The 11,985-nt window shown below is 55.8% G+C and carries 13 protein-coding genes; 7 read left to right on the forward strand and 6 right to left on the reverse strand.

Annotated elements, in window-relative coordinates:
- Positions 1-125: 125 nt before the first annotated feature.
- Positions 126-1,022, reverse strand: coding sequence for a LysR family transcriptional regulator (locus PAT9B_RS10015; protein WP_013509147.1), 897 nt, complete (start codon positions 1,020-1,022; stop codon positions 126-128).
- A gap of 94 nt (positions 1,023-1,116) precedes the next feature.
- Between PAT9B_RS10015 and PAT9B_RS10020 the strand changes: the two genes are divergently transcribed.
- From PAT9B_RS10020 to PAT9B_RS10035, 4 genes are all read left to right on the forward strand, one after another.
- Positions 1,117-2,373, forward strand: a complete 1,257-nt coding sequence (locus PAT9B_RS10020; RefSeq protein ID WP_013509148.1) for an MFS transporter — start codon at positions 1,117-1,119, stop codon at positions 2,371-2,373.
- Between the two features lie 158 nt (positions 2,374-2,531).
- Positions 2,532-2,783 carry a hypothetical protein gene (locus tag PAT9B_RS10025; protein ID WP_013509149.1) on the forward strand — a complete coding sequence of 84 codons (252 nt, stop codon included), beginning with the start codon at positions 2,532-2,534 and terminating at the stop codon, positions 2,781-2,783.
- Between the two features lie 111 nt (positions 2,784-2,894).
- Entirely contained in the window at positions 2,895-3,434 is a 540-nt protein-coding gene (gene cybB / locus PAT9B_RS10030; protein WP_013509150.1) for a cytochrome b561, read from the forward strand.
- 189 nt (positions 3,435-3,623) lie between these two features.
- Entirely contained in the window at positions 3,624-4,808 is a 1,185-nt protein-coding gene (locus PAT9B_RS10035; RefSeq protein WP_013509151.1) for a sugar transporter, read from the forward strand.
- Positions 4,809-4,850: 42 nt separating this feature from the next.
- Here the strand turns inward: PAT9B_RS10035 and PAT9B_RS10040 are convergent, their stop codons facing one another.
- A complete protein-coding gene (locus tag PAT9B_RS10040; protein ID WP_013509152.1) occupies positions 4,851-5,108 on the reverse strand; it encodes a YdgH/BhsA/McbA-like domain containing protein in 258 nt (85 codons plus the stop codon).
- Between the two features lie 270 nt (positions 5,109-5,378).
- Between PAT9B_RS10040 and PAT9B_RS10050 the strand changes: the two genes are divergently transcribed.
- Complete coding sequence (locus PAT9B_RS10050; RefSeq protein ID WP_013509154.1) at positions 5,379-6,026, forward strand: TetR/AcrR family transcriptional regulator; 648 nt, start codon at positions 5,379-5,381, stop codon at positions 6,024-6,026.
- 84 nt (positions 6,027-6,110) lie between these two features.
- Here PAT9B_RS10050 and rhaM read toward each other — a convergent pair whose 3' ends face one another.
- The 4 genes from rhaM to rhaB are packed head-to-tail and all read right to left on the reverse strand — an operon-like array spanning position 6,111 to position 9,990.
- Positions 6,111-6,425 (reverse strand): L-rhamnose mutarotase, encoded by a 315-nt coding sequence (rhaM, locus tag PAT9B_RS10055; RefSeq protein ID WP_013509155.1) that lies wholly within the window; start codon positions 6,423-6,425, stop codon positions 6,111-6,113.
- Complete coding sequence (gene rhaD, locus PAT9B_RS10060; RefSeq protein ID WP_013509156.1) at positions 6,415-7,257, reverse strand: rhamnulose-1-phosphate aldolase; 843 nt, start codon at positions 7,255-7,257, stop codon at positions 6,415-6,417. Before rhaD ends, rhaM begins: the two co-directional genes overlap by 11 nt.
- An 11-nt stretch (positions 7,258-7,268) precedes the next feature.
- Positions 7,269-8,525: an L-rhamnose isomerase gene (locus PAT9B_RS10065; protein ID WP_013509157.1), complete on the reverse strand. Its 1,257-nt coding sequence runs from the start codon at positions 8,523-8,525 to the stop codon at positions 7,269-7,271.
- A complete protein-coding gene (rhaB, locus tag PAT9B_RS10070) occupies positions 8,509-9,990 on the reverse strand; it encodes a rhamnulokinase (RefSeq protein WP_013509158.1) in 1,482 nt (493 codons plus the stop codon). The genes PAT9B_RS10065 and rhaB overlap by 17 nt, the downstream gene beginning before the upstream one ends.
- A 292-nt stretch (positions 9,991-10,282) precedes the next feature.
- Here rhaB and rhaS point away from each other — a divergent pair, with 292 nt between their 5' ends.
- Both rhaS and rhaR read left to right on the forward strand, forming a co-directional pair.
- Complete coding sequence (rhaS, locus tag PAT9B_RS10075; protein ID WP_013509159.1) at positions 10,283-11,104, forward strand: HTH-type transcriptional activator RhaS; 822 nt, start codon at positions 10,283-10,285, stop codon at positions 11,102-11,104.
- Positions 11,105-11,119: 15 nt separating this feature from the next.
- Positions 11,120-11,983 carry an HTH-type transcriptional activator RhaR gene (gene rhaR, locus PAT9B_RS10080; protein ID WP_013509160.1) on the forward strand — a complete coding sequence of 288 codons (864 nt, stop codon included), beginning with the start codon at positions 11,120-11,122 and terminating at the stop codon, positions 11,981-11,983.
- The last annotated feature ends 2 nt before the right edge of the window (positions 11,984-11,985 follow it).

Below are 11,985 nucleotides of genomic sequence, written 5' to 3' on the forward strand. Positions count from 1 at the left end.
CCGGTTATTTTCGCGCTTCTAAATAAATAGCAACTATGGTGCGGCAGAATGGCGGATAGCGCCAAATATTTGATTAGATATGTGATTTGTCGCACATATTGTCAGACTGTTTTCTCGCGTCTGGCTTAAGTTTCAGCGTTACGTTGTAACAGCTTCATCATATTTGCCATTTGCGCACTCGGTTCGCGCGTTGCTGACCACACCAACCACACTTCAGAAAGCGCATCGGCTTCATGGAGCGGAAGCCACACGACATCCGCCAGTCGTGCACGGCGGAAGGATGCCGGTAAAATGGACACGCCCAGCCCGGTTGCCACCAGGCCGAGGATCGTCATCGCTTCGCCCACTTCTTGGGTAATAAACGGTTTGATCTGGTAGCGGTGCAACAACGCCAGAATCTCGCCATATAAGGCCGTTCCCCCTAGCGGGTCGAAAAAGACAAAAGGTTCATTCGCCAGCGCCTGAATCGAGATCGCCTCTGCATCAGCCAGCGGATGCGCCCAATGCACCACCGCACACAAGGGTTCCCGCAGCAACAATTGATGCTGTAAATCACTTGGCAACGGCGTATTGCGCATCACGCCGAGGTCGAGACGCCCTTCATGTAACGGTGCCAGTTGCTGGCGGGTGTTGATCTCCTGCATCTGGATATGCACGGCTGGCCAGCGCTGACGGAAATGGTAAAGCGCATCGGAGACCAGCCCGGTAAAAGGCGCGGAGGAGGTGAAGCCAATACGCAGTTCCCCTTCCTGGCCGTTGTGCAGGCGGGCCGCCCGACTGGCGGCCTGTTCCACTTGCAGCAAAATCCCGCGCGCATCCTGTAAAAATTGCTGCCCGGCGGCAGTGATCTGCACGCTGCGATTGGTACGGGTAAACAACTGCGCGCCAATTTCCTGTTCCAGTTGCTGGATCTGCTGGCTGAGCGGTGGTTGCGAAATGTTGAGACGAATGGCGGCACGGCCAAAATGCAGTTCTTCAGCCACCGCAATGAAATAGCGAAGATGACGGAGTTCAACATTCATATTTAAAACGTCTTATTCGAGATTATTAATATATTGTACAACCTATTATCACTTTCCTACGATAGCAATACCTTTTGAAATTTGAGGATTTTCCGTGAGTCGCTCTTCTCAGGCAGTGACACTCGATGAGGACGAAGTGTCCGTCGTGCCTGCTTCTGCTCCAGCGTCAGTAACATGGATTGAACGCGGTTCGCCGCAATTTATGCGTGTTACCCTTGCCCTGTTCTCGGCTGGTCTTGCCACGTTTGCCCTGCTGTATTGCGTCCAGCCGATTCTGCCGGTGTTATCCCAGCAGTTTGGCGTCTCTCCGGCGGCCAGCAGTATCTCGCTGTCGTTATCAACCGGGTTGATGGCGCTGGGTTTGCTGGTCACCGGACCGCTGTCCGACGCCATTGGTCGTAAGTCGGTGATGGTGACGGCCTTGATGCTCGCCGCGCTGTGCACCGTGATTTCCGCCATGATGACCAGCTGGCACGGTATTCTGTTGATGCGTGCCCTGATTGGTTTGTCGTTAAGTGGCGTTGCGGCGGTGGGGATGACCTACCTGAGTGAAGAGATTCATCCGCGAGTGATCGCCTTTTCAATGGGCTTATATATCAGCGGCAACTCGATTGGCGGCATGAGCGGTCGCCTGCTGACGGGGGTGTTGACCGACCTCTTCTCCTGGCGCATCGCCATTGGTGTCATCGGATGCTTTTCGCTGGCGTCGGCGCTGATGTTCTGGAAAATCCTGCCCGCTTCACGCCATTTCCGCCCGGCGTCATTACGTCCGCATAATTTGTTGATTAATTTCCGCCTGCACTGGCGTGACAAAGGTCTGCCGCTGCTGTTCGCGGAAGGCTTTCTGCTGATGGGCGCGTTTGTCACCCTGTTCAATTACATCGGTTATCGACTGCTGAGCGCCCCGTGGTTTCTCAGCCAGGCGGTGGTCGGTTTATTGTCGGTGGTGTATCTGACCGGTTCCTGGAGTTCGCCGAAAGCCGGGGCGATGACCAGCCGTTTTGGTCGCGGTCCGGTGATGATTACCGCCACGGCGATCATGCTGTGTGGCCTGTTGCTGACGGCGTTCAATACCTTATGGGTCATCCTGCCGGGTATGATGCTGTTTACCGCCGGTTTTTTTGCCGCTCACTCGGTTGCCAGTGGCTGGATTGGCCCGCGTGCACGTCGGGCAAAAGGCCAGGCCTCTTCCCTCTATTTGTTCAGTTATTACGTCGGTTCCAGCGTCGCCGGAACCTTGGGTGGCGTGTTCTGGCACAGCTTTGGCTGGGGCGGTGTGACCGCATTTATCAGTGTGCTGCTGGTGCTGGCATTGCTGGTCGGCTGGCGTTTGCAGTGCCGCCAACTGTAACCTGTTTTACGGGGCCGCAGCGCCCCGTTTTCCTCGCGTACATTCCCCATCCCGGCAAACTTTTAGTGCCAGTGAAAACAAAATAAAAATAGCTAGCTATAATTTGTTCTATTCCAAAAATAGTTAGATTTTTTCTTTCACAGCAACGAGGAAGCCCGATGGAACTTTATTATTACGTCGATAAATACGCAGGCTATAACGACAACCATGTGGTGCACGCCACCGGATGTCCTTTCCTTCCTCCAGACTCCGCCAGACGCTTTCTCGGCACGTTTTACACCGCCAATGCGGCGATTCAACAAGCGCGTAAGTTTTATCCTTCCGCCTTAGGTTGCGAACATTGTTGTCCGGTTGGGGTAAAAAAAAATCTGATAACCCAGAATAGCGTGGCGCTAAAACACCTGGTCTGACTCTGATATTCCCGGTCTGAGCCGGAGCGCGACGTTGCGCCATTTTGTTAAGTTTTCCTTTGGCATTTCGCTATGTTAGACCCCAACAACATTGCTTCAGGTAAAACGCTCATGCGTGAAAAATACGCAACGTCGCAAATCGCCCTTCACTGGCTGACCCTGTTATTGATCGCCATTGCCTACACCACCATTGAGCTACGCGGTCTGGCCGCCCGTGGTTCACTCACCCGTAGCCTGATGATAATGACGCATTTCAGCTGTGGTGTATCGGTCTGGGTTCTGATGCTGGTGCGCACCGCGTTACGTCATCGCCACGCTTCACCTGACATCATTCCCGCACCGCCACGCTGGCAGCATAACCTCGCCCATCTGATGCATTTTCTGCTGTACGCGCTGTTTCTGACGTTACCGATCCTCGGCGTCAGCTCGAAATATCTCAATGGTCGCCCGTGGCAAGTCTTTGGCGTGTCGATGCCGGTGAGCAGCAGCCCGAATTTTGACCTCGCCGATACGCTGATTGGCTGGCATGAAACCCTGGCCCCGCTGGGCTACTGGCTGATTGGTCTGCACGCCGCAGCCGCGCTGCTGCATCACTATATCCTGAAGGACAATACGCTTATCCGCATGATGCCAACGCGTAAACGCAGTTAACCCTGAGCTCAGGATAATAACCTCAGGCTATTACCCTGAGCCCTGGTGATAAAAAATATTCAGCAATAAAATACGGTTAGACGGTTTCCCTCAGCGTATTAATCCTCCACAATAGGCATAATTTGTGACCCAAGTCACTTTACCTCGGGCCTTGTGCCCGTCATTTGCTGCCTGACTGATCTGAAATTCATGCAATCAACAACCGTCTCCCGTAAAACGGCCTGGCTACGCGTCGTGTTGCTGGCCATTGCCGCTTTTGTCTTTAATACCACCGAATTTGTCCCGGTCGGCTTACTGTCCGATATCGCCGCCAGTTATGCGATGAAAACGGCAGATGTCGGCATCATGCTGACCATCTATGCCTGGGTAGTGGCCCTGCTGTCGCTGCCGCTGATGCTGTTGACGCGCAATATTGAACGTCGCCTGCTGCTGTCGATCCTGTTTGTGTTGTTTATCGCCAGCCACGTGCTCTCCTCGGTCGCGTGGGATTTCACCTCACTGGTGATCTCCCGTATTGGTATCGCGCTGGCTCATGCAGTGTTCTGGTCAATTACCGCGTCGCTGGCGATCCGTGTCGCGCCGGCAGGCAAAAAAACCCAGGCGTTAAGTATGCTGGCGACCGGCACGGCGCTGGCGATGGTGCTGGGTGTGCCGATTGGGCGTGTCGTCGGTCAGTATCTCGGCTGGCGTACCACTTTCGGTATGATTGGTTTGTCCGCGCTGGTGCTGTTGGTGCTGCTCGCACGCATCCTGCCCCGCCTGCCCAGTGAACATACCGGCTCGCTCAGCAGTGTACCGATGCTATTCCGCCGCCCGGCGCTGGTCAGCATGTATGTGCTGGTGACCATCGTGGTGACGGCGCATTACACCGCCTACAGCTACATCGAACCCTTTATGCAGGTGGTGGCCAACTCCGGGGAGAACTTCACCACGTTGTTGCTGCTGCTGTTTGGATCGGCGGGCATTATCGGCAGCGTGCTCTTCAGCACCCTGGGCAATAAATATCCTTCGGCGCTGCTGATCGCCGCCATTGCGGTGATCACCCTGTGCATGGGACTGCTGATTTTCGCTGCTGTGCGCCCGGCGGCGATTTCAACGCTGTGTATTTTCTGGGGCATGGCGATGATGATGATTGGTCTGGCAATGCAGGTGCGTGTGCTGTCGCTGGCACCGGATGCGACCGACGTTGCCATGTCGCTGATGTCGGGCATTTATAACATTGGGATTGGTGCCGGTGCACTGCTCGGTAATCAGGTCAGCCTGCATATGAGCATGGCGGATGTGGGCAATATTGGTGGGTTAATCGGCCTGGTGGCGTTGTTCTGGTGTATCTATATCTTCCGTCGTTATCCGCAGTTACGTTCCAACGGTTAAAAAAGGGGCTTCAGATAGAAGCTATCTGAAGCCTGCCCCTTCTTATTTATAAAGCTCTGCGGTGCCATGCAGGTTGTTGTTGCCAGAGGTCGAAGTGATGCGGAAAGACTTTGCTCCCGCAGCAGAGGCCTTCTCCGCCAGTTGATTCTCCAGCGAGGTTAAATCGGTGCTGCCAGATGCGCTGACCACGCCGATTTGCTGTTGATTAGTCGGGGCTTCACTTACCAGATCAGCCGCCATAGTACCAAATGCGATTGATGACAGGGCCACAGCGGCCAGGGTCAGTTTAATGCTTTTCATGATCGTCTCTCTTTGCAGATGAAATTGGGTGGGTCGTCATTTAATTAACAACCGTTAAATAAATACTAGATCCAAAGGCTGGCTCGCGTCAATGATTTTATTAACGGTCGTTATTTTAATTGGAAGTGGCGTAAGTATGGGCTTCAGCGCGTGTTCGGACTTTACCATTCAGGGGATTTTGCTCACGAAGGCACAAACGGACAAAGTGGCCTTGCATATTAATTTAATGATCGGTAATTTATTAAGCATGTTGAGCTGTGGTGAGGATCTATGAGCCAGATAACTGAACCAACCCTGCGTAAAAGTCGTGGCAGACCAAAAGTCTTCGATCGCGATGATGCGCTGGATAAAGCCCTGATGCTGTTCTGGGCGCACGGCTATGAAGGCACCTCACTGGCTGATCTGGTCAGCGCCACCGGTGCTAAAGCACCGACGCTTTACGCGGAATTCGCCAACAAAGAGGGCTTGTTTAAAGCCGCCATGCAGCGCTATATCGAAAGGTTTAGCGCCCAGCGCAACGCGGTGCTGAATGATGCCTCACTGGATGTGAAGACGGCGGTCGAAGGCTATTTTCGTGCCACCGCCGCCTGTTTCACCGAATGCGATAAACCCGCAGGCTGCTTTTTTATTTGTACCTCCAGCGCCCTGTCGGCCGGTTCCGAAGAGGTGGCCCACATGCTGGAACAGCAGCATCATGCGCAAGAGCGTGCTTTGCAGCAGTTCCTTGCAGCACGCCAGCAGCGCGGTGAGTTACCGGCATGCAGCAATACCGCAACGCTGGCGAGTTTCCTCGCCTGTGTGTTGCAGGGCATGTCGGTGCGCGCCCGTGAAGGCGCTACACGTGAGGATTTAGAACAGATAGTGGACACGCAGATGGCGATTTGGCCTGCATTGGCAGGATATTGCGCGATTAACTAACCTGCCGCTTATATCCGCCCCCTCATCCCGGCCTTCTCCCGCAAGCGGGAGAAGGAGACGTGCAATATGTGGGGTGGTCGTGGTTTATGGCAGGAAAAACATAGGCTTAAGTTCAGCGCTGACCGGGCTGTTATCCGCATGCGACGGCATCAAATCCTTCATCGACGCCCACCAGCGTTGGCAAACCTCCGTTTGTGCGACGGCTTGCCAGCGTGCTTCTGACTCTATTTCAACACTGGCAAACAGCAAATTGCGCTCGGCATCCAGCCAGATAGCGTAATTGCTCGCACCGTGCGCCTTGAGGGTCGCAGCCAATTCTGGCCAGATGGGCGAATGACGGCGCAAATATTCGTCATGGCAGTCTGCATGCACCTGCATGACAAAGGCTCTACGCAACATTGGCGCGCTCCACCTGCAAAGCCGCCTGCCATGGCTGCACGCCAAAGCGCTCACCCAGCGCAATCAGCTGCTCGGTGGTGATGCTCTGACGAATGCCCCCCATCGATAGCGCTTTCACCACCACCTCAGACGACTTCTCGGCGGTGTCGATCAGGCCAAAGGTTTCATCCAGCGTAGGACCGGCACCAAAAATCCCGTGGAACGGCCACATGACCAGGCTGTGAGTCGCCATCTCATCCGCGGTGGCCTGGCCGATACCATCCGTGCCCGGCACCATCCACGGCAAAATGCCCACGCCATCCGGGAACACCACCAGACACTCGGTGCTGCCTTCCCACAGTAACCGGGTGAAACGAGCCGCATCCAGCTCTACCACGTAGCTCAGCGCCATAAAGTTAGTGGCGTGACAATGCATAATCACGCGGTCAGCGCCGTTGCTCACCTGCTTGCGCACGCTGTGCGACTGGAAATGTGCCGCCAGTTCCGAGGTCGGCAACCCGCCGTTGCTCAACCCCCAATGGATTTTGTACGACAACCCTTTGTCATCCACCTGCAACAACACCAGGCTATCAGCCGCATCCAGTTGCACATTGCGGAAAAACTTGCCGGAACCGGTCACCAAAAACCAGTCGTTCGCCAGTGCCGGAGCGGGTTTGCTCAGCTCGATGCAGCGCGGTTCGGCGTAGAAATCGGCGGCATAAGGCTGCACCTCTTCCGGCAACAGCCGCAGACTGACGTTGCCCCCGTTGCGCTCGTCCCAGCCCTTCAGCCACATATCGCTGGTCGCTTTAACCATTCCCTGTACAAACGCGGAAGAAAGAATACTTTGCATGGTGGTGTCCCTTAACGTTGAGCCAGAATCTGTTGTTCATAGTGACGGACATCGCTCAGCCAACTGGCGTCGGCCGGGACATCGTGACGCAGGCACCAGGCCTCCCACACCGCCTGCCACGGCAGCGATTTTTGTTCTTCCAGCAGCGCCAGACGTGCGGTGTAGTCCCCTGCGACTTCCAGCTGGCGCAACTGATCCGTTGGCTCCAGCAAGGCGCGCAGTAACGCTTTCTTGGCATTACGCGTACCAATGACCCAGGCGGCGATGCGGTTGATCGAAGCATCAAAGAAGTCGAGGCCGATATGCACTTTGTCGAACAATTTCTGCCGCGCGATCTCATGCGCAATCGCCTGGGTTTCATCATCGAGAATCACCACATGATCGCTGTCCCAGCGCACCGGACGGCTGACGTGCAGCAGCAGACGTGGCACATACAACATGGCGGTAGAGATCTTGTCGGAGATCACTTCGGTCGGATGGAAATGGCCCGCGTCGAGCGTCAGCGCGGTCTGGCGGCTACAGGCGTAGCCAAGGTAGAACTCATTGGAACCCACGGTATAGCTCTCGGCTCCGATACCAAACAGCTTGCTTTCTACCGCGTCGATATGATGCTGCGGATGCAGTTTTTCGCTGATGATCTCGTCCAGCGCCGTCAGCAGGCGCTGGCGCGGGGCCAGGCGATCCACCGTCAGATCTTTCATGCCGTCCGGCACCCAGATATTCATCACTGACGGCGTACCTAACTGCTCACCAAAGAAGGCGGAGATATGGCGGCTGGCTTTGCAATGATCAATCCAGAACTGGCGAATGCCTTTATCCGCATGGGATAAGGTAAAACCTTCAGCGCTCAGCGGATGGGAGAAACAGGTCGGGTTGAAGTCCAGCCCCAGTTGGTTGTTTTTCGCCCATTCGACCCAGTTGCTGAAGTGCGCCGGTTCAATCGCATCACGCTCTACCGGCTTATCGCTTTCCAGGTAGATAGCGTGCAGGTTGAGGCGTTTCGCCCCCGGGATCAGCGACAGGGCTTTATCCAGATCGGCGCGCAGCTCTTCCGCATTGCGCGCCCGGCCAGGATAGTTGCCCGTAGCCTGGATACCGCCGGTCAACGCACCTTGCGGATTTTCGAATCCGCGCACGTCATCTCCCTGCCAGCAGTGCATCGACACCGGAATGGTGTCCAGTTGTGCCATTGCCTGTTCCACATCGACGTTAATCGCAGCGTAACGTTGTTTCGCCAGGTCAAAGGCCTGTTCAATCAGCTTTGTCATAAGCAAGTTCCTTAGCGGGTTGGCTCAGCGCGGCGAAGCGTGCCTGGTTGGCACGAAAAGCGCTGTTGTTAAGCGGAGCAAATGTTTCTAACGGGAAGTTCTGGCTGATGCAGCGACGCAAATCCGCCACATCGCGTAATTCGCCCAGGGCGATCAGCTGGCAACCGACATTGCCGAGGGTTGAGGCTTCTACCGGCCCGGCGAGCACCGGCAACTGACAGGCATCGGCGCACAGTTGGTTCAGTAACGGATTCTGGCAACCGCCGCCCACCACATGCAGTTGGCGTAACGGTGATGCGCGCAACTGGCCGAGTTCACCGATCACCTGACGATAAAGCAGCGCCAGACTGTCAAAAATGGTACGCGCCAGCGCCGCCGGGGTCTGGGGCACCGGCATCTGCTGCTCCGCACAAGCATCCTGAATCTCCTGCACCATGCTGGCGGGATTGATAAAGCGGCTGGCATTGGGGTTGATCAGCGCGACACAGGCGGGTTCATTCGTGGCCTGCTGAATCAGGTCGCACAAGTCAGTGATGTGCAGTTCACTGCATACGCGCTGCAACAGCCACAGGCCCATGATATTTTTCAGCACCCGATAGCCTTCTGCCCCACCTTCATTGGTGATATTCGCGTCGAGCGCCGTCTGGCTCAGGCACGGTTGCAGGCTTTCAATGCCCATCAGCGACCAGGTGCCCGAACTCAGATAAGCGGCATCATCCTGTCGCAGTGGCGTTGCCAGTACCGCGCTGGCGGTATCGTGGGTCGCCACCGCGATCACCGGGATGCGATGACCACGCGGGCTGGTCCAGTATCCAACGGTGTTGCCTGGGGCCGTGGGGGTGCCAAACCAACTGGCGGGCACCCCAGCCCAGGCGAGTAAATCCCGGTCCCATTCACCCCGGGTGATATTCAGCAGTTGCGTGGTAGTGGCGTTGGTGTATTCCCAGTTCAACTGGCCGGTCAGACGGTAATGCAGGTAATCCGGAATCATCAATGCATGACGCACCTGCGCCTGCCAGTCCGGCTGTTGCCGATGCAGCGCGCGCAGCTGGTACAGGGTATTGAATGGCAGAAACTGAATGCCGGTACGCTGATAAATTGCCGACTTACCCAGATCATTGATCGCCTGCGCCATCTGGCCGTCGGTGCGCGCGTCGCGATAGCTGACGGCCTCACCCACGCGCTGGCCATCGGCATCCAGCAGCACCAGGTCCACGCCCCAGGTATCGATGCCAATGCTGTCCGGCACGATGCCTTCTTCATCCAGTTGTTGCAGCCCGATACGGATCTCCTGCTCCAGCCCGTCCAGATCCCAGCAGTCATAACCGGCACGCCGCACGCGCTGATTAGCAAAACGACGGACTTCACGTAGCCTGAGTTGTTGGCTTGCCGTGGTCCATTGCGCGAGCATCACGCGCCCGCTGGATGCGCCTAAATCAATGGCAACAATGTTACGCATACTCATGGCGTGTTCTTCCTGTGATGAGATGCATACAGAGTAAAAATCCTGCCTTTTCCTCACCTTCCCGTTACTGCCAGCGCAACAGACCCACTGGCATCGTGGCAAAGATGTTCGTGAGGCAGCTCACAGAACCACACAAGCGTCGAGTTGTGAGCTTTGCCGCATTTTCTGCATCAACTCGGGAGATCTTGAAAAATTAGCCATTTTCCTGCATCCACCGGTGTGAAATTCAAGGTAAGGTGCCGATCGCCTGAGTAGACTCGGTTACGGTTTTGTTAATAATGAGAGGCGATCCATGACCGTTTTACACAGCGCAGATTTTTTCCCCGCCGGGGAGTACGCCATTGCTATTGAACCGCGCGTGCCGCAGCTGGCCTTTCCCGAACATCACCATGATTTCCATGAGATCGTGCTGGTCGAACAGGGTTCTGGCATCCATGTGTTTAATGGTCAGCCGCAGGCGTTATGCGCCGGTTGCGTGTGTTTTGTGCGCGATCACGATCGCCATCTTTATGAGCAAACCGACAATTTATGCCTGACCAACGTGCTGTATCGCAGCCCGGCAGCATTTCGTTTTCTCTCTGGCTTGCAGGCGTTGTTGCCGCGTGAGGAAGATGGCAACTACAGTTCGCACTGGCGCATCAACCAAAAAGTGATGGCGCAGGCGTTGCAGATCGTGGCGCAGATGAATCCGCAGGGCAGTTGGTCACTGGAGAAACAGGCACGTCAGGAGCAGGCGTTCCTGCAACTGCTGGTGTTGTTACGCGAGGCCGGTCACAACGAGGTCGCGCAGGATCAGGAAGCGCGTCTGCATCGTTTGCTCGACTGGCTTAATGAGCACTACAGTGAAGAAATTGCCTGGGAAGCCTTAGCGGACCAATTTTCGCTGTCGTTGCGTACCCTGCATCGTCAAATGAAGCAGCAAACCGGCAACACGCCGCAGCGCTATCTGAACCGGCTGCGTCTGCTCCAGGCTCGCCACCTGTTGCGACACAGCGATATGCGCATTACGGATATCGCTTTCCAGTGCGGATTTGGTGACAGTAACCATTTTTCCACGCTGTTTCGGCGGGAGTTTGGCTGTGCGCCCCGGGCGGAGCGCCAGCAGATGATGTAATTTGGAGTGCCCCTCATGTCGCTAATATTGACGCGCGAAGACTACTTCCCGGCCCCCAGCCTGCCAATTGCGGTGGCCGAACGCCTGCCACAACCTTCGTTCCCGCCACATCGACATGAGTTCAGTGAGATTGTCATCGTCTGGCGCGGCAACGGCCTGCATGTTCTCAACGATCGTCCGTGGCTGATCACCTGTGGCGATGTCTTTTATATCCGCGATAACGACTGCCACAGTTACGACAGCGTCAATGATCTGGTGCTGGATAATATTCTCTACTGCCGTGACCGCTTTCATCTGGGACTGGACTGGAGCCAGTTGCTGCCTGCCGAGGATGCGGAATCCCCCGGTTGCTGGCGTCTGACCACGCGCGGCATGGCCTTGGCACGCGGCGTGATCACCCAACTGGAGCGTGAAAGTCGCAAAAGCGACCCGCTGTCGATCCAGCTTTCGGAAGCGTTGTTTCTGCAACTGGCGTTGATATTACGTCGCCACGGTTATGCGGCGGATCGGCCCTGGGCGTTGCCAGAAGGCGAACAACTGGATTTGCTGATGTCGGCGTTACAGGGCGCGATTGACCGCCCTTTCGATCTCGCTACCTTTTGTCAGCAAAATCAGTTGAGTGAACGCGGGCTGAAGCAACTGTTCCGTCAGCAAACGTGGATGACCGTCGGTCATTATCTGCGTCAGTTACAGCTGTGCCAGGCAAAATACCTGCTTCGTACCCAAGATTGGCTCATCAGTGAAGTGGCCGCGCGCTGCGGCTTTGATGACAGCAACTATTTCTCGGTGGTGTTCACGCGTGAAACCGGCCTCACGCCGAGCGCCTGGCGGCAGCGTTTTTTGCCACAGCGCCCGGCGCTAATTGGTGAATCGCACTAATT

It is taken from the genome of Pantoea sp. At-9b, from assembly GCF_000175935.2.
In the GTDB taxonomy this organism is placed as follows: Bacteria; Pseudomonadota; Gammaproteobacteria; order Enterobacterales; family Enterobacteriaceae; genus Pantoea.

Excerpts from the sequence above, each read along its gene's own strand:
- PAT9B_RS10035 (WP_013509151.1), top strand. The coding sequence starts at position 3,624 with ATGCAATCAACAACCGTCTCCCGTAAAACGGCCTGGCTACGCGTCGTG.
- rhaR (WP_013509160.1), top strand. The coding sequence starts at position 11,120 with ATGTCGCTAATATTGACGCGCGAAGACTACTTCCCGGCCCCCAGCCTG.
- PAT9B_RS10015 (WP_013509147.1), bottom strand. The coding sequence starts at position 1,022 with ATGAATGTTGAACTCCGTCATCTTCGCTATTTCATTGCGGTGGCTGAA.
- rhaM (WP_013509155.1), bottom strand. The coding sequence starts at position 6,425 with ATGTTGCGTAGAGCCTTTGTCATGCAGGTGCATGCAGACTGCCATGAC.
- rhaS (WP_013509159.1), top strand. The coding sequence starts at position 10,283 with ATGACCGTTTTACACAGCGCAGATTTTTTCCCCGCCGGGGAGTACGCC.
- PAT9B_RS10040 (WP_013509152.1), bottom strand. The coding sequence starts at position 5,108 with ATGAAAAGCATTAAACTGACCCTGGCCGCTGTGGCCCTGTCATCAATC.
- rhaD (WP_013509156.1), bottom strand. The coding sequence starts at position 7,257 with ATGCAAAGTATTCTTTCTTCCGCGTTTGTACAGGGAATGGTTAAAGCG.
- rhaB (WP_013509158.1), bottom strand. The coding sequence starts at position 9,990 with ATGAGTATGCGTAACATTGTTGCCATTGATTTAGGCGCATCCAGCGGG.
- cybB (WP_013509150.1), top strand. The coding sequence starts at position 2,895 with ATGCGTGAAAAATACGCAACGTCGCAAATCGCCCTTCACTGGCTGACC.
- PAT9B_RS10065 (WP_013509157.1), bottom strand. The coding sequence starts at position 8,525 with ATGACAAAGCTGATTGAACAGGCCTTTGACCTGGCGAAACAACGTTAC.
- PAT9B_RS10050 (WP_013509154.1), top strand. The coding sequence starts at position 5,379 with ATGAGCCAGATAACTGAACCAACCCTGCGTAAAAGTCGTGGCAGACCA.
- PAT9B_RS10025 (WP_013509149.1), top strand. The coding sequence starts at position 2,532 with ATGGAACTTTATTATTACGTCGATAAATACGCAGGCTATAACGACAAC.